The organism is Lottiidibacillus patelloidae, assembly GCF_002262935.1.
GTDB classification, from domain to species: Bacteria; Bacillota; Bacilli; order Bacillales; family SA5d-4; genus Lottiidibacillus; species Lottiidibacillus patelloidae.
The window spans coordinates 188,578-209,574 of sequence record NZ_NPIA01000001.1 but is presented as its reverse complement, the minus strand read 5'-3'; the positions used below and the strand labels follow the sequence as shown (position 1 = coordinate 209,574).

Below are 20,997 nucleotides of genomic sequence, written 5' to 3'. Positions count from 1 at the left end.
ATAAAAGACTCCTTTATAAGCCGATTGAAATATATTTTTCTTCTAAGTACTCTGCAAGACCTTGGTGACCACCTTCACGGCCAATTCCACTTTCTTTTACTCCACCAAATGGTGCTTGAACGGCAGTAGGAACTCCATCATTCCAACCGATAATTCCGTATTCTAACGCCTCTGCCATTTTCATACCTTGGCTCATGCCTTCTGTGAAGAAATATGCGGCTAAACCGTATTCTGTATTGTTTGCTTTAGCAATGACTTCTTCCATCGTTTTAAACGATTGGACTGGTGCAACTGGACCAAACGTCTCTTCATTCATAATTAACATATCGTCTGTCACATTCGAAAGTATTGTTGGTTCATAGAAATTACTACCATTTCCACTTGTTCCTTGACCACCTAGTAAACATGCTGCTCCGTTTCCAATCGCATTTTGCACGTGCTCATCAATTTTCTCATATGCTCCACTATCAATGACTGGACCTACGTCTGTCGTCTCTTCCATTCCGTTACCAACTTGAAGCTTTTTCGTTTCTTCAACAAACTTAGCTAAGAACGCTTCATAAATTCCCTCTTGTACGTAAATGCGATTACCACAAATACACGTTTGCCCCGCATTACGAAATTTTGAGGCAATTGCACCTTTTACAGCTTTATCTAAGTTAGCATCATCAAATACTATGACAGGTGCATGACCACCAAGTTCTAGCGATAACTTTTTCACATTGTCAGCCGCCTGGCGCATTAAAAGTTTCCCGACATTTGTTGATCCTGTGAATGATACTTTACGTACTGTTGGGTTAGACATTATTTCTGCTCCGATTTCACTCGTTTTACCAGTTACAACGTTAACTAGACCAGGTGGAAAACCTACGTTTTTACATATTTCAGCTAATTTTAATGCAGTTAATGGCGTAGCAGTTGCTGGCTTAATGACGATCGCACAACCTGCCGCTAATGCAGGGCCAAGCTTGCGAGTAATCATCGCTGCTGGGAAATTCCAAGGTGTAATTGCTCCAACCACCCCAACTGGCTGCTTAATAACCATCATTCGTTGGTCTGGGCGATTTGAAGGAATCGTTTCACCATAGACGCGCTTCCCTTCCTCTGCAAACCATTCAACGTATGCCGCACTACTTCTTACTTCTCCACGTGCTTCTTTTAAAGGTTTGCCCATCTCAAGGGTCATAATCTCTGCTAATTCCATTTCATTCTTAATGATTTCCTTTGTTAATTTTTGCATATATCGCGCACGTTTACCGGCCGGGAATGCAGACCAAACTTTCATAGCTTTTTCCGCAGCTTCAATTGCTCGCTTAGTTTCTTCTTTACCTCCGTTTGGTACTGTCCCAACTAATTCACCTGTTGCTGGGTTTCTTACTTCAATCTTTTCATCGAGATTGACCCACTCTTCACCGATTAACATTTTTCCTTCGATCATAATATCCCCTCCAAATAGTTTACTCTCTAGTTTATTTTTCTTTTCCCATACTCATTACTTTGTTACGTAACGTCCCAATTCCTTCTATGGATATTTGAATTTCATCATCATGTTGCAAAAACTTAGGAGGTGTAAATCCTTTTCCAACTCCAGCAGGTGTACCAGTTGCAATTAAATCACCTGGTTCAAGTGTCATACCTTTTGATAATATTTCAATTAATGTTGGAATATCAAATATCATATTTTCCGTGTTAGACGATTGGCGAACTTCTCCATTTACTTTCGTTTCAATATGAAGATTGTGAGGATTTTCTATTGCACTCTTATGAACGATGACTGGACCCATAGGACAGGTTGTATCTAAACTTTTTCCAATGAAAAATTGTTTATGCTTTTTTTGTAAGTCACGGGCTGTAATATCGTTGATAATCGTGTATCCGAAAATATAATTATCAGCATCCTCCCTTGTTATGCCTATTCCTTTTTTACCGATTACAACTGCAAGCTCTCCCTCATAATCAAGCTCACTAGTTACATTTTCATGGAGGTTGATCATTGCATCTGTTCCAATGACCGATGTAGGTGGTTTTGTAAATACAATTGGATCATCAGGTATATCTGCTTCTGACCCCATTTCAATTGCATGCTCAGCATAATTTTTTCCAATGCAAAGGATATTTTTTTGTGGGCGTGGGATTGGTGCTAATAAAGTAATCTTGTCCACATCATAAGTGTAGTCTTCCACTTCACCTTCTAACAGCGCCTCTACTTTTCCTATTAAAGAGTCATTTCTTATACAATCTAGAAGTGATTTTGGAAAACTGCCCTTACTTGCGGCAGTTAGATCAATAACTTGTCTACCATCATTAGTCAATACACCGATACTCTCTAATTCTTGGTGCAAAAAAGTCATAAATTTCATCGCTGTTCTCCTTTAATTAGATTCATATATGTATTAATTAGCTTTTCTTCCTATAATATCCTACCTGAATCGGTATCCTTTTTTAAGAAGTTTGCTTAAGGTATGATAGAATAGGACGGTAGTTACATTGAAAGAATTGAGGGAACGAAAATGAAAACGGTTGTTAGTACGTTAAATGCAAAATATATTCATACAAATATAGCACTACGTTATTTAAAAGCATATGCAGAGCCTGAGTTCGAAGTAGACATGGCTGAATATACGATTAAAGATCCTGCAATTAATATTGTTTCTGATTTATATTCGAAAAAGCCTGATGTCCTTGGGTTCAGTTGTTATATTTGGAACATTGAAGAAACAATTCCAGTGATAAGTATGCTAAAGAAAATTAATCCTAATTTAAAAATTATCTTAGGTGGCCCAGAGGTTACTTACGATGTTGTAGATTGGATGAAGCGAATTCCTGAAGTTGATGCCATTGTCATCGGTGAAGGTGAAGCAACATTTAAGAAAATACTTCAGCAATTTTCAACTGATGGAGACTTGTCAGAAGTACCTGGGATAGCATATCGCCGCCTAGATGGAGAAGTAAAAGTAAATCCTCAACGTGATAAAATCGATTTAAATACGATACCTTCACCAAATCGATTCCCAGAGGATTTAGATGCACTTTCTAAGCGTGTCGTATATCTTGAAACGAGTCGTGGTTGTCCATTTAGCTGTCAATTTTGCTTATCGTCGATTGAAGTAGGTGTTCGTTACTTTAATCGAGAACGTGTAAAAGAAGATATTTTATTTTTAATGGAGCATGGTGCAAAAACCATCAAATTTGTTGACAGAACTTTTAATATTAGCCGTAGCTATGCGATGGAAATGTTCGCTTTCCTAATTGATAATCACCGTGAAGGAACAGTCTTTCAATTTGAAATAACTGCAGACATTATGCGTCCTGAAGTGTTGCAATATTTAAATAAAAATGCACCTGAAGGATTATTCCGTTTTGAGATAGGCGTGCAATCTACGAATGATGACGTTAATGATCTTGTTCAACGAAAACAAAACTTTAATAAATTAGCTCGTACTGTAACAATGGTGCGTGACGGTGGGAAAATTGCTCAGCATCTCGACTTAATTGCTGGCTTACCGGAAGAAGATTACAATTCATTCCGTAAAACATTTAATGATGTTTTTGCCTTTGGTCCAGAAGAATTGCAATTAGGATTTTTAAAAATGCTACGCGGAACTGGTCTTAGATTACGTGCGAAAGACCATGGATACACGTATATGGATCACTCTCCGTATGAAATTTTAGGGAATAATGTTTTATCTTTTGATGAGATTATTCGAATTAAACGCGTCGAGGATGTACTTGAGAAGTATTGGAATGATCACCGAATGGACACGACTGTCTTATATACGATCAATAACGTCTTTCCATCTGCTTTCGACTTTTTCCAAGCATTCGGAGACTATTGGGATAAAAAAGGTTGGGCAAGAATTGGCCATCAACTAGAAGATTTATATACTCGATTACATGAATTTTTAACGAATGTAGAAACAGACAAGTTACCTGTTATAGAAGCAATGATGAAGTACGACTACTTTTTACATCATAAATATAAACCAAGAAAAGTATGGTGGGATTTCTCCCTTTCGAAGGATGAGCAAAGCCGTTATTTAAAGGCGATTGCAGACAACCCTTCACTGTTAGGTGAGGAATTTGCTCATATGAAGATTTCGGAACGAGACCTTCATAAACATACGATGATTGAAGTATTACCTTTTAATATTGAAGAATATAAGCAAAGTGGCGAAATTGTAGAGCAGGAAACACTACTTCTTGCATTCTTTGATCCAAAAGAGCAAAAAACATCCACATACTGTGCACCACTTAGTAACATATAAAAAATTTACTCATGAAGAAAGAGAGGTTTTTTTACCTCTCTTTTTATTTTTAATTCCTTTAATCGTAACTAGGAGGATCTTCTTCTGGTGAATTATTAATTATGCCATATGGATGTTTTGACCAATTCTCTAAGATAGGTAAAACAGTAACGATTGGTATACTAAAACCAATAGTTTCTGAATTCACTTTAGCTGAGTTAATACCGATTACCTCTCCAGTAGCTCGGTCTAACAAAGGACCTCCACTACTACCTGGTGAAATTGGTGCAGAAATTTGGTAAGTATCGACATACTCGTATTCCTGGAGTGTAAAGCTTCTGTCTAAACCACTTATGATACCTAGCGTTACAGTATTCTCTAAACCAAGAGGACTACCTAAAGCCACGACGTGATTGCCGATTTCTCCAACATACCTCCGGGAAATCTTTAACGGTTCCTGCCCAATAAGTTCAGGCACTCGAATAACGGCAATATCAATTCCCTTTCCGACTCCAATTAATATACCGGAATACTCGGTTTCATCTGCTAATTTTATTGTAATTTCTGTTGCACCTTCGACTACATGAGCATTTGTAACTATATCTCCTTCTCCATTATATAAAAATCCTGAACCGAAATATAATCCATCTTCTTTCATCACTTCAATTGTGACAACTTTTGGTTGAGAATCTCGAATTAATTTCTTTAGATTTTCTTCAGAAAGAATAGATGTTACAGTTTGAATTTCCTCATTAGTAGTAAGCGTTGTAGTCAGTTTTGAACCGCTCATATGCTGATAATGTTGTTGTTTTGATTGCAGCCAGACAATTCCAGCGATAAAAATACAAATTGTTATGATTAAGACAAAGAAAACATGTATTCGCAAACGAAAATTTAAATTGTTCATAGTTAAAACTCCTCTACCATTTTCCTTTCACAGCGGCGATTGCTTTAATTTATTCGTTATTAAGGTATGGCTGAATTGAGTTTTCCATAAATCGAGATAATTGCTCATTTTCATAATTATATTGGAGTGCAAATTCTACGATTGCTTTTGCTTTTTCATAATCCTTGGAAAAGACTGCATCTTGCGCTTCATTTATTACAAAATTTGTAAACGATATCTCTATCATTTCTTTGACAGCCTTCGCTGAATCCTGCTTATAATACGATATATTTGATAATAATTCTGCATAATCAGTCATTGTATTTAAATCATTTATTCTTGCTTCAATCTCTTGCAACTCTATCATTACTTGTAACGTTTGTAATTTTGGTAAGAAATAATTCCTTATAGGTTCACTTTTTAAATTAGTTATCTCTTTTTCTATTTCTGAGAATTTCTGAGTAGAATTTTTTTCACTGCCATCACTTACATTCTGCATTAATAGTGAAATAGATTTTTCTATATTTATGGCTTCGTTTATCAACTCTAAATTTTGTTCTATTAACTCGTTATATGGCTGGTCAATCTTAACTTGAATGAAAGTCTTTTTTGCTTCTTCAAAGTTACCTTGTAACGCAAGCGCCTCACCATAATCTATATTTTTTTGTACTCGATCTAAGACGATATATTCTTCAAAATAAGAATAACTTATTGTCGACATCATTAATAGAAATGTAGTAATTACTGGAATGGACCATAATAATAACAAGTTTGGTTGGTTCGCAAGTACTATTCCACAAGCCGTACAATATCTTTTTCTAGCTCTCATTTGGTGCCCACAATTGTCACAAATCATGTGTACCACTACCCTTTGCAGTCATTTATACATCCTATGCAAATTGGGTATAAAACGCACTAACTATTACAAAATGTAACTGAACTTTAATAAAATAGAAAAGCTGAAGCAATCGGTTAGCGGCGTAAAAACTGGAGCACTCTGATTAAGATAAAGGATACACGAATAGAGTAGCTATTCGATGTAGACTTATCGAAATGAAGAGTGTGAAGTTTTTTAGACGTTGATTGCTGAAGCTGGATCAAATAAAGAAAAGCTGAAGCAATCGGTTAGCGGCGTAAAAACTGGAGCACTCTGATTAAGATAAAGGATACACGAATAGAGTAGCTATTCGATGTAGACTTATCGAAATGAAGAGTGTGAAGTTTTTTAGACGTTGATTGCTGAAGCTGGATCAAATAAAGAAAAGCTGAAGCAATCGGTTAGCGGCGTAAAAACTGGAGCACTCTGATTAAGATAAAGGATACACGAATAGAGTAGCTATTCGATGTAGACTTATCGAAATGAAGAGTGTAAAATTTTTTAGACGTTGATTGCTGAAGCTGGATCAAATAAAGAAAAGCTGAAGCAATCGGTTAGCGGCTTATAACCTTATATACTTTGAAGGATACACGGCGAATACTAGCGAGCCTAAAAAAAAGCATCTGCGAACAGATACTTTTACATTTTAATTATTTTACCTTTGTTAAAGAAAAATAAGTATTTTTCTTTTAAAGGTGTTTTCATAATTTCTTCTACCGCTTTACTGTATAACGCGATTTGCTCTTTATATCTTTCCTTTAGTTCATCATCTAATATATCGTCCGAAATATAATCTGACTTAAAGTCAATTAATACTATTCCGTCATCTTCATACATAAGGCAATCAATGACACCTTGTAGGATTACTGTTTCATCACTATTATTCCAATCCAGATAGGCTTCATTTGCCTTCAAACCAAAACTGAAAGGTACTTCTCGTTCAACTTTCTTAGCATGGATAAACCTTTCTCCTAATGATGATGTAAAAAAGGCTAATAGTTTTTCCACAGGAACCGCTCGCATTTGCTCTATAGTTAATAATTCTTTCTCAACCATCGTATCCATTAATTCTACAAGAACTTGTTTTGTAATCTCTTTGTAGAGCGGAACATGTTGCATTACTAGGTGCATCGCTGTACCTCTCTCAGCAGGAGATAAACCTTTTTCCTGAAGAAATTTTGGTCTTTTCACTATCGTTGATTTTTGTTTAGGAATCATCATACGTTCACTATCTTCTTCAAGTAAAGAGCGCTGCCTTTTAATTTCTGTTACTGTTTGCTTTGACTTGCGCTTCGTTGCTTCGGTGTGTAAATACTTCCATGATAATTGTTGCTCGACAATTTCCGTAAACTCACTATCAACGTGTACTGGTTCCATTACCCTAACGCTTTCTAATTTCTGTTCCATTGACTGCTCTTCATCATTCGCTCCACTAGTAAGTTCAAAGGACGGAACAGTCGTAACTTCCCACTTCGAAGGATGGTCATAAACTTCAATATTGCCTGCGCGATTAGAAGGTAAGTTATCCAGTAATGAAACGCCATCTCGGTGTCTCATAATTGCCGGGGCAATCCATCCTATATAGCGATTGTTGTTCTCTCTAACATAATCAGGCAACAGCCAATCTTCATGGTCAATGACATCGCCCCAATTATCTATTTCTTTTTCAACGTCTTTGACCGTTCCTACTAAATACATTTTTTCCTTAGCTCTCGTTAAGGCTACGTAGAGAACTCTCATCTCTTCTGCTAAAAGTTCCATTTTCATTTTCTTTTTCATCGCCAATAAGGGCAAAGTCGGATAGCTAATTCTTTTTTCAGGATTAATATATTTCGTTCCAAATCCTAATTCTTTATGCATTAAAACATTTTTTCGTAAATCCATCTCATTGAACTGCTTACCAATCCCAGCAATAAAGACAACTGGAAATTCAAGACCTTTACTTTTATGGATAGTCATGATGCGAACTACATCTTCTTGTTCACTTAATGCACGAGCAGTACCTAAATCACTGCCGCGCTCTTTCATTCTTTCAATAAAACGTAAAAAGCGGAATAGCCCACGGAATGATGTCGACTCATATTGTCTTGCTCGATCATACAAAACTTTTAAGTTTGCTTGTCGCTGTGTTCCACCAATCATTCCTCCGACAAAATCGTAATAACCAGTTTCATTGAAAAGTTTCCAAATTAAATCTGCAAGAGATCCTTGTCTTGCGTCCATCCGCCACTCTTTTAATTTTTGTATAAATGCCGAAAGTTTGATAGAAAGTGGATCTTCCTCGCCTTCAGCTTTCTCAATATATGCAAGAGCAGCATCATAGTAGTTTCCTTGTTTTTTAGCAATTCTTATCTTTGCCATTTCTTCCCCTGATAAATGAACGATAGGTGAACGAAGGACAGCTGCAAATGGAATATCTTGCAACGGGTTATCAATAACACGGAGCAAAGACATTATTACTATAATTTCTGTCGCATCAAAATATCCTTTTGATAGCTCAGCATAAGCAGGAATTCCATTCATCTTGAACTCCTCCAACAGAATAGGTGCTTCTTTTTGAGTGGCACGGAGGAGAATAACAATGTCTCTATAAGAAACCGCACGAGTACCACCTGTAGATTTATCAAATACTTGATAGGGCTTTTCACCTGTTTTGCCAATTAGTTCATTAATTCTTTTAGAGATATACCTTGCTTCTAATTGAACATTTTCAAGGTCTTCTTCCTGCTCGTCTTGTTCTTCCTTGATTTCTTTTTCTTCACTACGGTCGATAATGACGAGTTCACTTTTATACGCATTTCCTTCAGGGAAATTGGCTCCAAGCTTTAGTTCTGCCGCTTCATCGTATTCAATTTCCCCGATTTTTTCATTCATCATTTGTTTAAATAAAAAGTTTGTTCCATCTAGTACTTCAGCTCTGCTTCGGAAATTTTTTGCCAAGTCGATGCGAAGTCCATCATTATTTCCATGAAGAGAGAACTTTTTATATTTCGAGATAAACAGATATGGCTCAGCTAATCGGAAGCGATAAATACTTTGTTTCACGTCACCTACCATGAACATATTATTACCGTTCGTAACGAGTTGAAGAATAGCTTCTTGCACCATGTTTGTATCTTGATATTCATCAACTAGTACTTCAGCAAACTTTCGTTGAAAATCGATGGCAGCTGATGATGGAACAATTTCCTCTAACGTTGATGATTCATCTCGCAATATTTGCAAGCAATAATGTTCTAGATCGTTATAGTCGACAATTCCTTTTTCACGTTTCGTTGCAGAGAAGCGTTCAGCAAATACTTTTGTAACCTCGACTAATTTTTCTAAAATAGGAGCCATCTCTTGAAGATCAGATATAAAATAATCTGGCTCTCTATTAAAGTAATTTTCCCCAAGCTTTTTCAGCATCTTTTTCATTTGCTCACGGATTTTTTTAGCTTTATCTTGTAAATGTGGATCACTTTCGCACTTTTTCCTACTAAGTGTTGAATGTTTTAACGTTTGAATTTGTTCAAAAATTGCTTGCCATGAGTCATTTGCAGCTTCAAGCAGACCTTCTACAATTTTTTGATCATCTTCAAAGTTTTCAATATAAGATTCATGTCCTTCGGGTAATTGACAGATTTTCTTCCCTTGCTCAATGAGTTGTAATGCATTTTCTAATTCTTGCTCTACTGCTTCTAGCAACTGCCTCCCCCAAGGTAAATCTTCAATAGAGACGTTTTCATCAACATTGTACATTCGTGTAATTTCATTTAACCATGCTGTTGGCCAAGGGTGACTTTGTGAAAATAAATAAAGTTTAATGATTAATGATTGCAGTTGTTCGTCCGTTCGGTCACTGCTGTAGCAATCTACTAAATTAAAAAATGATTCGTTATTTTCTTTGCTATATTCTTCTTCAAAAATTTCTTCTAAGATTTGCTCTTGTAATAACAGTCCTTCTGTTTCATCCAAAATACGGAAGGCTGGATCGATATCTATTTTATAGTAGTAGCGTCTAATAACATTCATACAAAAGGAATGTAGTGTCGATATATTAGCTCTGTTTAGTAGTGAAAGTTGCTTACGAATAAAGAGTGAGCTAGGCTGTTCCTTAAGTGTATCTTCTAACGCTTCGCCAATTCTCTTCTTCATTTCTGCTGCTGCAGCATTCGTAAATGTCACGACAAGAAGGCGATCCACATCGATTGGGTTATCTTTATCTGTTAAATACGAGATAATATGCTCTACTAAGACAGCCGTTTTACCTGAACCTGCCGCTGCAGCAACTAACGTATTGGTTCCCCGTGCATCTATTGCAGCCTGTTGCTCATTCGTCCATTGTGTCATGATTCTTGCCTCCCATCACTGTGCAGTTTCTCTAACACTGAAGTTTCATCAATCTTTTTCAAGTAACGATGTTCATTCTCATCCAACCCTTGGTCAAATTGACATACTGGCTTGTATGAACAGAAAGTACACGGATTTTTTTTATTTAATTGATAAGGAGAAATATTAATTTTACCAGTCGTAATTTCCTCACCGATTGATTTAATCATTTTCCGCGAGTGATCTTGTAATAGTTGAAAGTCTTGGTTACTAGCAACTCGTGAATTTCGTTTATGGAATTCACCTTTTGAAGTTATTTCAACAGGAACAATATCAGACTTACTATTAAATGATTGGTCCATTAATCTTGCGACTTGTTGATCTGCAAGTACATAACCTTTCATTTTAAACTCTTTAAAAATAGCCTTTTCTATCTCTGTTTCGTCTTTTCCTACAGAATCAACGAATGGATTATGAATATGGAAGTAGAGGACTCCAGCGGGCTTTGCCTCCACACCGAGCCATTGTTTCGAACTTGAAATGACAACATCCAAGTAAGTTAACATTTGCAATGTCAAGCCGTAATACACTTCAGCTAAATCTAATTGCTTCTTACTAGACTTATAATCAACAATGCGCAATAGCAGCCCTTGATCACTTTCCGCTTTATCTACGCGGTCGATTCGACCGACAACTTCCATTTTCACACCGTTACTTAACTCAATTTCTAGCGGTGGTATATTGCCATTCCCTCCGAAAGCTAGCTCGACTCCAGCTGGTTCAAATCCGCTAGCTCTTGCCTGTTCACTTAAAATTTGCGAAGCTCTTGCGACTACATCAGTCAATTTTCGTTTAATGTAACCATAACGATTTGAGCTTAATAAAATTTCTCTTTGCAATTTCGGTGCTAACATATCCACTACATCTATGGCGATTCGATTACACTCTTGAGGAGTTAAGTCTTTCCAACTTTTATCATGATTCGTTAAGTAATCATTCATCTCTTTTAATGCAGCATGGAAAAGACGACCAATGTCAGGTACATCCAAACGGAACATTTCTCTTTCTTTTAACTTTAAGCCGTAAGACATAAAGTGAGAAAATGGGCATGCTTGGTGTAATTCCATTCTAGATACACTGGATTTTAGTTTAGTTCCATAAAGCTCTAGACTAGTTTGTGGCGAAAGGGACTTTTCAATATTTTGATAAAACAAGCTACTTAACACTCGCTTCGTATCTTGTTTCCAATCCGTGTTAATTAAATAGTTGTAAGAATCCCACCATAATGGCCCTAAATGATACCCTTTTTTCCATTCACGAATTTGCCCTACTAAGAAAGACAAGGCATTTCGAGGTGTCGTAATAAACTGGAGTTGCTCTCCCTCTGACACTTCTCCAGGTTCATTTTTTAGTAATCCTTCTTTTAAACGCGGGAATACTTCTTTCACTCGCTCAATTATTGGTGAGGCTAGCAGTGTCTTTCCTTCTTCATCTGCTAGAGGATAACTGATCCATAATTTATCAGAAGCAGATGTTAATGCTAAATAAACAATAAATTGCTCATGTAACAATTGATCTGCTGCCCCTGGCGCAAGCTCAGCACCAAATTTTTGCAATGCTTCTCTTTCTTCTTCTAAAAATAAACCATCTTCTTGTGGTTTGGCTGGAAAAACACCTTCATTAACACCTAAAACAAATGCACACTTCACATTTGAAAAACGTGAGCGATCAATTGCTCCGAGCATTACTTGATCTAGTGATGGTGGTACTAACGAAAACTGCATATTTTCAATTCCACTTTCAATCATTTTTAAAAATAAATCTTTTGAAAGTGGTTCGTCACCAAACAGCTCGACACATTGGTCAAGTAGCTCGATCACAGCATCCCAAACTTGGTCATGTTCTTTTGCAGTTCGAAGTTTTCCTTTTTCTTCAGCTTGTTCTTTCCACAATTCTATTTTTTCATAAACTTCTAAATCAAGAAGAAGTTCAAATATCTCCGTACACATTTGTCTTGCATTTTTCGACTTTTTTAATTTCTCTTCAAATCTAGTGAGTGGCTCAACAATGAATTGACGCATCTCAGCTAATCGATCTTCTTGCCTCTTCTTTTCTTCCGAGATTTCTAATTTCATATTGTCTTCTAGTTGTTCAACTGCAAATTCCCAACGACGGTTTTCTTGCCAACGATAACCTTTTATTCCGTTTGCTAAAACGAAATTTTCTAAACGGTCTAAATCTTCTTGATAAGTAGCAAGAGTTTCTTCAGCTACAGTTGGGAAGAAAAGATTTGTTTTTGCAGCTTGAAAAACAGCATCATACTGCCAATTGTGAGTGACCGTTTCAATACTTGAACGAATAAATTCAATTAATGGATGATGTAGCATCGTCTTCTTTTCATCCAAAAATACTGGTATCTCATAGTCTGAAAAAGTCGTCTTAATAATATCTTGGTAGGCGTTAACATCACGAACGAGCAGTGCGATATCACGAAATCGGTAGTTTTTATCGCGAACGAGTTGTAGCACCTCTCTAGCGACGTTCTCGACTTCTGCTCTTCGATTTACTGCCGCATGAAGAGAAATATGTTCTGGCTCTTCTTCATATGGAACAGTAGGACGTGTTTGCCAAAATTGTTCCAAGTGTGTGAAATCTGGTGCTTCTTCAAATCGTTGCAGAGGCAACGTATTCAAATCTTGCACATCTTCGATTTCAACACTATTTTCTTTTGCTATCTTTCTTATTTTTTTGTATGTTGTTGCTATCGAATGAAATAAATCCAGTTCATGTGGTTCTGTATCATGATAAGGGCGATCGAGTGTTAACGTAATCGTTACATTGTTACAAGATGTAAGTAGTGCTTGAATTACTTCAAGCTCTTGTGGTGTAAATTGATAAAACCCGTCTATATAAATATCTGCCTCTCGGAGATAATCTGAGTTGGATGCATTTTCTGCTAAAAGTCGTAAATAATCTTCAGAGTCAACATACTTTTCACTAATTTTCTTTTCGAATTTAGAATATATAACGTGTAAATCATGAAGTTTATCGATTATCATGGCGTTCGTTTTGTTCGATTCATCATTATGCTCAAGTAATAATTCTTCTTTTTTTACAAGAAGGTCATCTGCACTTAAGCAGTAACGCTTTAATTCGGTAACCATCGCCTCTACTTCATCAATAAAGCCGTTCTTATCAGAAGCACGCTTAAAAACTTTTAGCTCTTGTTTTTGTTCTTCAATAATTTTACGTAGCATCATATGAATACCGACAGAGTTAATATGATCTCTCGCTATCCCACCTGTTTCTTGTAATACTTTCCATGCTAATCTCGTAAAACTAAAAACTTGCGCACGGATCATTCCATTCACATTAGGTGAGTTAACGATCGCAAACTCTGATTGAAATGTCATTTGTTCAGGTGTTAAATAGATGATCGGTTTCCCGTTAGGTTCATTTGCTATCGTTTCAACAATTTCAGTGATACAAGTAGAACTTTTACCGCTACCTGCCCGGCCAAGAATAAAACGTAATCCCACAATCATCCCTCCGTTTTCCATTTTACATATCTTTCATTATCTCATTTTTTTGTATGTTTTTATAGCACAGTGCTTTAGAAGTTTCTAGGAGATTCAAATAAGTATAGAATTTTTAGAGTATTATAAAAACTTATACTTTAGTATAATAGTAGATGTACGCTAAGACGTCGTTGGATTGAAAGGAATGACAAAAATGCGAAAATTATTGTTTTACTTTTCAATAATACTAATCTCATTAGTTGGGTGTACTAACTCTCAACTTAAAATAGAACAAAATAATAGTTTTGAAGATGAAGTCAAACTTCAGTCTGATTCTATTATTACCTTAGGCAAGAAAACGATAGCCAAGACTTTACGGAATACAAAAAAACCTAAAGAGGTTTCATTAGACGAAACGCCTATAGATCCACCTAATTCAGCAGAAGAACGTGAAGAGGAACCACCTACTCAAGAACCACCAGCAAGCGATCCAACTCCCACTACGCCACCAAAAGATACGAATATAGAAGAAATTACTACAAACCTAGACGACCTACTTATTTTAGTAAATAAATATCGAAAACTTCCTAGCGATTACGTCCCAGATCAATTAGTAATACCTAATGTACCTTTTTCGTTTGAAGGTTATGATATGAAGAAACAAATGCACAAAGTTGCAGCAGAAGCTCTTGAGAGATTATTTCAAAGAGCAAAAGAAGAAGGAATTGAACTTTATGCTCTTTCTGGTTATCGTTCGTACAAAAGACAGGAAGCAATTTTTAATTATAATGCGAAAAAATTTGGCGAAAAAGAAGCCAACACTTCTAGTGCAAAACCCGGTCACAGTGAGCACCAAACGGGATTAGCAATGGACATCACATCCGTAAGCGTTGCCTTTGCATTAAAACAATCCTTTGGTGATACTATTGAAGGGAAATGGTTAGCTGAAAATGTGTTCAAGTTTGGCTTTATAATTCGTTATCCAAAACAAAAAGAAGAAATAACTGGCTACATTTATGAACCTTGGCACATTCGTTACGTAGGTATTGAAGCAGCAACAGCCATCATGAATAACAGCATTACACTTGAAGAGTATTTGAACTCTTATAGTGAAGGTAATGATAACGAAGAAAACGAAGGCTCTTCTGATGATGGTGCCTCTTCTGATGATGGTGGTTCTTCTGATGATGGTGCCTCTTCTGATGATGGCGGCTCTTCTGATGATAGTGGTCAAAAAAATGCCTGAAGCTTTGTGGCTTCAGGCATTTGCTTATTTATATTGAGAAAGTTCATCTAATGAAACAGCTGAGTTAGCGTCACCAGTTACAATTTCACTAGCTTTATGGTTACTAATAAAGTATTTTTCTTTTTCTTCATCATAGGTTACGACAAAGTCTTTTTCTGTTTCCTGCTCCATATACTCATTAAGTTCATCATAAGTCCAACCGCCTTCTGGTATTTCTTTCGTTGAGGCATGTGCAATTTCTGCTGCTTTGATGATTAGTATTGCTTCATTAACAGAAGCGGTATCTTTATCAATTGCAATCGATTCGACTGACCAAATCTTCCATTCATTATCTGTTAACTTTAAAATGTATCCGCCAGTAATTTGTTTTAATCTTTTTTCTGTTTGAATACTTTCAACCGTGATTACAGTAACAATATTTTCAATATCAGTGCCTAATTCTTTTTCAAGGTCCTTTGCATACTGCTTTTCAATAGGATAAACATCCATTGAAACGATGCTTTTTTCAATCGCACCTGTTTTAAAGCTTTCTTTATATTGTTCACCTTCCATGAATTGGCGCATTGGTGATTGGTCATCTATTTTACTTAACATTGTTTCATAATTTTTTTCATTAACTGCGTCTTTATATCCTTCTATTACTGCGTAAATTTCTTCTCTCTCTTTTTTTGTCCAATCTGTTTTCGGATTACTGCCACATGCTGTTAAAAATAGGGCAGCAAAAATCATGATAAATAATGCTTTACGTTTCAACATAAGTACCTCCAATAATGCTAGTTTGTATCATTACTATACCATATCTGCAACCATTGAGGGAAAGTGATGATAGACAAAATCGTGAACGTTTAATACAATCTTATCAACAAAGGTTTATTAGGAGGCTAGCATGGAAAGTGTCATTATTGGAAGCACATTATCAGCATTATCGACCGGCTTAGGAGCTATTCCGATTTTATTTTTAAATCGTGTCACCCATCGCTGGCGTGATATATTATTAGCATTTACAGCTGGAATAATGGTTTCAGCATCTACGTTTAGTTTAATTCCTGAAGCTTTATTATTAGGAAATTTAACAATATTAACGATTGGGCTTTTTCTAGGGGTTTTTATTCTAAATCTATTAGAAAAGTTTATCCCACATATTGATTTAGAACACTCGCCCATGAATATAACAATTGACCGTAAAGCATTACTCGTTATTGCTGCGATTACTCTACATAATTTGCCTGAAGGTTTATCTGTTGGTGTTAGCTATGCAAGTGACAAAGAGGAAATTGGTAATTTAATTGCATTTGCAATAGGTCTGCAAAATGCACCAGAAGGTTTTTTAGTAGCTTTATTTTTAGTTAATCAGAATATTAGTAAATGGAAAGCCCTGCTCATTGCAACAATGACTGGTGCAGTTGAAATTATAACAGCATTACTTGGTTACACTTTATCTTCTGTTGTAGCTAATTTAGTCCCTTATGGCTTATCATTCGCTGCAGGTTCAATGCTCTTTATCGTATACAAAGAATTGATACCTGAAAGTCATGGAGATGGAAATGAACGTTCCGCTACTTACTCCTTTATCACAGGACTTATAGTAATGATTTATTTAACTCAGTTATTTTAGAAAAGTGTGAAGAATGCTAGTCGTAGTGAGCCGCAGCTGGCATAGAAAAGCGAGGCGAACGACAAATCATTCTGGAACACTTTGATGAGAAAACTTAGACCATCTCTATAAAAATTGCTACACCCATGCCTCCCCCAACGCAAAGGGAGGCTATTCCTTTTTTTCCACTCCTTCTCTTTAATTCGTGAACAAGTGTAGTAACGATTCTTGCACCTGTACATCCAACCGGATGCCCTAAACTTATGCCGCTCCCGTTAACATTTACTTTCTCCCTAGGTAAATTTAATTCTTTTTCTACTGCGAGGTATTGCGCTGCAAATGCTTCATTTATTTCAAATAAATCAACTTCCTCTATTGACCAGCCAACTTTTTTTAGTCCTTGTTGAATTGCTGGTACTGGACCAATTCCCATCATATCCGGATCAACGCCGGCGATTGCAAAACCTTTAATTTCTGCAAGCGGAGCTATTCCCTTTTTTGTTGCCATTTCTGCTGACATTAGTAGAACTGCAGCCGCCCCATCATTTAAACTTGATGAGTTTCCTGCAGTAACTGTTCCTTCTTTTTCAAAAACCGTTTCGAGTGAAGCTAACTTATCTAAGCTAATATTTGTCCTTGGCTGTTCATCTTTAGTAAGGTCACTTATCGCAATAACTTCATCAAAAAAATATCCACCATTTATTGCAGTTAGCGCTTTTTGATGTGATTCGTATGCAAGATTGTCCTGTTCCTCGCGCGATATTTCGTATTTTCTAGCAACGTTCTCTGCCGTGACACCCATTAACTTGTGAGAGATTGGATCTTCTAGCACTTCCCACACTGAGTCATACAGTGTTTCATGTCGCATTTTCGCACCCCAACGATTACTTTTCACAATGTAAGGGCTACTGCTCATTGCTTCAACGCCACCTGCTATAACGGTATGATGTACCCCATTTTCAATTTGCAATAATCCATCAATTATAGCTTGCAAACCAGAACCACACTGTCTTTGAACGGTATATCCAGTTGTCTCAAATGGAAATCCAGCTTTTAATAATGCAGTTCGAGCAGTGTTCGGTTCATCCGTACGTTGTATGCATTGCCCTATAATAACTTCTTGCACGTCTCCTTTTTCGATTCTTCCCTTTTCCACAATCGAAACTAACACTGGTGTCAGTAGTTCGGTTGGTAACATATCACGAAACATACCTCCAAATGTGCCGATTGGTGTTCTTAGTGCTTCTACAATAACTACTTTAGACATTGAGAAGTCCCTCCTTTAATAAAGTCTATTCGCTTGGAGAATTATTTAATGCCAAATAAGAAAGTGTAATGTCATAGTAAAAATGCTTTATCACTTTTTCTTAATTAATAAAAAGGGTCATATTAAATCGCTTCATTCAAAGAGCTAATACGTCTAAACATCTTGGGTACTTCCCAAGGTGTTTTTTTGTGAAACGTACAAATTCCTCATTATATATATCTACTACTAGTAATATTGTTTAATGATGGAGGCGATTATATGAAGCGAATTTACTTTTTAGGCTTAATACTCCTGTTCTTAACAAGTTGCTCAAACAATAACGAAAAAGTGAACGCTGTATATCACCAATTATCATCAAAGTTGAAAGATATTGAAACAAGGCATGCTAAAGAAATAGAAGATTTAAAACAACAGAATGAGAGTCTTGAAGATACCATTAATAGCTTAAAAGATAAGTTGACGAAAGCTTCCTCTGATATAGAAAAACTTGATGATTATGTAAGTAATTTAATAGGCAGTGATAAAAGACTTTCCCACCTAATCAGTTACTTACCTCAACTATCTAGAAAAGATGGTTATATTAACGTAATTATTGAAGATGATTTAGGCATTTCTGTTATGGTTGATTATGTTCAAGTTGTGCAAACTGATACGCTTAGTACTGTGCAAATAGAAAATGAATTAGTAGAATATGTGAAGGAAAATGCCGTTGATGATGTGCAATTTTATGTTCTTGATGACTCAAAACTTAAGCACACAACACTCAAAGAATTTAAAGATGAATTGGACGTAGATTATAAGCGCTTGTTTAACTTATATTTCGTAGAGGACAAATTAGTTTTAGTAATGGAAATGGTGTTACAATAACTTCATTTAATGAAATATTAAAAAGCTTGGGAATTATCCCAAGCTTACTTTTTTATACAGATTTACCTAAGAATGCTTTGAGCATCCAGACATGCTTCTCTAATTCAGAATGAATTGCAAGTAACATATCACCAGTAATTTCATCATCAGATTCTTCAGCAATCGACATACCTTCTTTTAATTCTCCGACCATAGTAGAGTAATCACCGATTAACGTTTCAACCATTTGATCCGCATCTTCTTGACCAGTTGCTTCACTAATTGAAGCTGTTTCCAGATATGCTTTCATAGTAGCTAAAGGTTTGCCGCCAATTGCTAGTAACCTTTCAGCCAATTCATCATTATGAATCCCAGCTTCATTGTAAAATTCCTCGAACTTTTCATGTAAAGTGAAAAACTTATCGCCCTTCACATACCAATGATAATTATGAAGTTTAACGTTTAGAACGTTCCAGTTCGCGATTTGCTTATTTAGTACATCATGTAAATGCATTAATATATCCTCCCTTATTTTACCTATATTAAAATGCTAACATGTAATTTTTATCATTTCCAATAATTAGCTCATCTATGAATTACCCCATCATATCAGTTAATTGATATTGATTTTCATTAACTATTAATAATTATTATAATTAAGTATTGATTTTAATATAAATATTGTTATTATTAACTTGTACTAAAAAACATTACGAGGTGATCCTAGATGAATAAAGATAATTTAACTACTAGTTGGGGAGCGCCAGTTGGCGATAATCAAAATTCAATGACAGCTGGTTCACGTGGACCAACTCTAATTCAAGATTTACATTTATTAGAAAAGTTAGCTCACTTTAATAGAGAACGTGTACCAGAACGTGTCGTTCATGCAAAAGGCGCTGGGGCACACGGCTATTTCGAAGTAACAAATGATGTAACAAAATATACAAAAGCAAAGTTTCTATCAGAAGTAGGAAAACGAACGCCACTATTTACTCGTTTTTCAACAGTTGCTGGGGAGAATGGATCAGCAGATACAGTGAGGGATCCAAGAGGATTTGCCGTGAAGTTTTACACGGAAGAAGGTAATTATGATTTAGTCGGAAACAATACACCTGTATTTTTCATAAGAGACGCTATAAAGTTTCCTGATTTTATTCATACACAAAAAAGAGACCCAAAAACAAACTTAAAAAATCCAACAGCAGTCTGGGACTTCTGGTCACTTTCTCCTGAATCACTGCATCAGGTAACGATATTAATGTCTGACCGTGGTATTCCAGCAACTTACCGTCATATGAACGGTTATGGAAGTCATACTTTCAAATGGGTAAATGCTCAAGGTGAAGCAGTTTGGGTGAAATATCACTTTAAAACAGAACAAGGAATTAAAAATTTATCAACAGATGTAGCTGCTAAATTTGCTGGGGAAAATCCTGACTACCATACAGAAGAATTGTTTAACGCGATTGAAAAAGAAGACTTTCCGGCATGGAAAGTTTATGTGCAAGTTATGCCATTTGAAGATGCGAACACATATCGTTATGATCCATTTGATGTTACAAAGGTATGGTCTCATAAAGATTACCCATTAATAGAAGTTGGGAGAATGGTACTTGACCGAAATCCAGAGAACTATTTTGCTGAAGTAGAACAAGCTACATTTTCTCCTGGGGCTTTTGTTCCTGGTATTGAAGCATCACCAGATAAAATGCTTCAAGGGCGCCTTTTTGCATACGCCGATGCTCATCGTTATCGCGTTGGTGTAAACCATAATCATCTGCCAATCAACCGTCCTCTTTCAGCTGTTCATACAAACCATCGTGATGGACAAATGCGCTTTGATAGCAATGGTGGTGGTTCTATTAATTATGAACCAAACAGCTTTAATGGACCTAGTGAAACTCCGGAAAATAAACAAACGGCATTCGAACTATCAGGGTTTGCTGACAGTGTATCTTATGATGAAAACGATCATTATTCGCAAGCAGGAAACTTATATCGTCTATTAAATGAAGATGAGCGAACTCGCCTTGTACAAAATATCGTTGATGCGATGAAACCAGTATTGAAAGAGGAAATTAAATTAAAGCAAATTCAACATTTTTATAAAGCAGACAACGAATATGGTACACGCATTGCTGAAGGTTTAGGTTTAGCTGTGCACCAAGAAGTATAAAAAAAAGTAGGTCATCACAAATTGTGATG

The 20,997-nt window shown here is 36.1% G+C and carries 14 protein-coding genes; 5 read left to right on the top strand and 9 right to left on the bottom strand.

Translation table 11 applies throughout. From position 1 onward, the window contains the following. Nucleotides 1-13 precede the first annotated feature (13 nt). Nucleotides 14-1,423, bottom strand: a complete 1,410-nt coding sequence (locus CIB95_RS01175; protein ID WP_198949157.1) for an NAD-dependent succinate-semialdehyde dehydrogenase — start codon at nt 1,421-1,423, stop codon at nt 14-16. Between the two features lie 46 nt (nt 1,424-1,469). Further along, nucleotides 1,470-2,360, bottom strand: a complete 891-nt coding sequence (locus CIB95_RS01170) for a fumarylacetoacetate hydrolase family protein (protein ID WP_094920732.1) — start codon at nt 2,358-2,360, stop codon at nt 1,470-1,472. Between the two features lie 150 nt (nt 2,361-2,510). Here CIB95_RS01170 and CIB95_RS01165 point away from each other — a divergent pair, with 150 nt between their 5' ends. Further along, complete coding sequence (locus tag CIB95_RS01165; protein ID WP_094920730.1) at nt 2,511-4,265, top strand: B12-binding domain-containing radical SAM protein; 1,755 nt, start codon at nt 2,511-2,513, stop codon at nt 4,263-4,265. Between the two features lie 58 nt (nt 4,266-4,323). Here the strand turns inward: CIB95_RS01165 and CIB95_RS01160 are convergent, their stop codons facing one another. The 4 genes from CIB95_RS01160 to addB form a co-directional block, all read right to left on the bottom strand. Next, nucleotides 4,324-5,151, bottom strand: a complete 828-nt coding sequence (locus CIB95_RS01160) for a S1C family serine protease (RefSeq protein WP_094920728.1) — start codon at nt 5,149-5,151, stop codon at nt 4,324-4,326. 49 nt (nt 5,152-5,200) lie between these two features. After that, nucleotides 5,201-5,959, bottom strand: coding sequence for a hypothetical protein (locus tag CIB95_RS01155; RefSeq protein WP_142296441.1), 759 nt, complete (start codon nt 5,957-5,959; stop codon nt 5,201-5,203). 687 nt (nt 5,960-6,646) lie between these two features. Continuing rightward, entirely contained in the window at nt 6,647-10,339 is a 3,693-nt protein-coding gene (gene addA, locus CIB95_RS01150; RefSeq protein WP_094920724.1) for a helicase-exonuclease AddAB subunit AddA, read from the bottom strand. After that, nucleotides 10,336-13,863 (bottom strand): helicase-exonuclease AddAB subunit AddB, encoded by a 3,528-nt coding sequence (gene addB, locus CIB95_RS01145; RefSeq protein WP_408607158.1) that lies wholly within the window; start codon nt 13,861-13,863, stop codon nt 10,336-10,338. Before addB ends, addA begins: the two co-directional genes overlap by 4 nt. A 178-nt stretch (nt 13,864-14,041) precedes the next feature. On the opposite strand from addB, the gene CIB95_RS01140 reads away from it, so the two are divergent. Beyond that, nucleotides 14,042-15,082: a M15 family metallopeptidase gene (locus tag CIB95_RS01140; protein ID WP_233143872.1), complete on the top strand. Its 1,041-nt coding sequence runs from the start codon at nt 14,042-14,044 to the stop codon at nt 15,080-15,082. Nucleotides 15,083-15,106: 24 nt separating this feature from the next. On the opposite strand, the gene CIB95_RS01135 is transcribed toward CIB95_RS01140, so the two are convergent. Then, complete coding sequence (locus CIB95_RS01135; RefSeq protein WP_142296440.1) at nt 15,107-15,838, bottom strand: outer membrane protein assembly factor BamD; 732 nt, start codon at nt 15,836-15,838, stop codon at nt 15,107-15,109. A 130-nt stretch (nt 15,839-15,968) separates the two neighbouring features. On the opposite strand from CIB95_RS01135, the gene CIB95_RS01130 reads away from it, so the two are divergent. Further along, nucleotides 15,969-16,697, top strand: coding sequence for a ZIP family metal transporter (locus CIB95_RS01130; protein WP_094920714.1), 729 nt, complete (start codon nt 15,969-15,971; stop codon nt 16,695-16,697). 94 nt (nt 16,698-16,791) lie between these two features. On the opposite strand, the gene CIB95_RS01125 is transcribed toward CIB95_RS01130, so the two are convergent. Beyond that, nucleotides 16,792-17,943, bottom strand: a complete 1,152-nt coding sequence (locus CIB95_RS01125) for a thiolase family protein (protein WP_094920711.1) — start codon at nt 17,941-17,943, stop codon at nt 16,792-16,794. Nucleotides 17,944-18,201: 258 nt separating this feature from the next. Between CIB95_RS01125 and CIB95_RS01120 the strand changes: the two genes are divergently transcribed. Continuing rightward, nucleotides 18,202-18,810 carry a coiled-coil domain-containing protein gene (locus CIB95_RS01120; RefSeq protein ID WP_094920708.1) on the top strand — a complete coding sequence of 203 codons (609 nt, stop codon included), beginning with the start codon at nt 18,202-18,204 and terminating at the stop codon, nt 18,808-18,810. 52 nt (nt 18,811-18,862) lie between these two features. Here the strand turns inward: CIB95_RS01120 and CIB95_RS01115 are convergent, their stop codons facing one another. Next, nucleotides 18,863-19,303, bottom strand: a complete 441-nt coding sequence (locus tag CIB95_RS01115) for a Dps family protein (RefSeq protein ID WP_408607157.1) — start codon at nt 19,301-19,303, stop codon at nt 18,863-18,865. Nucleotides 19,304-19,516: 213 nt separating this feature from the next. Here CIB95_RS01115 and katA point away from each other — a divergent pair, with 213 nt between their 5' ends. After that, nucleotides 19,517-20,968 (top strand): catalase KatA, encoded by a 1,452-nt coding sequence (gene katA, locus CIB95_RS01110; RefSeq protein ID WP_094920702.1) that lies wholly within the window; start codon nt 19,517-19,519, stop codon nt 20,966-20,968. Nucleotides 20,969-20,997 lie beyond the last annotated feature (29 nt).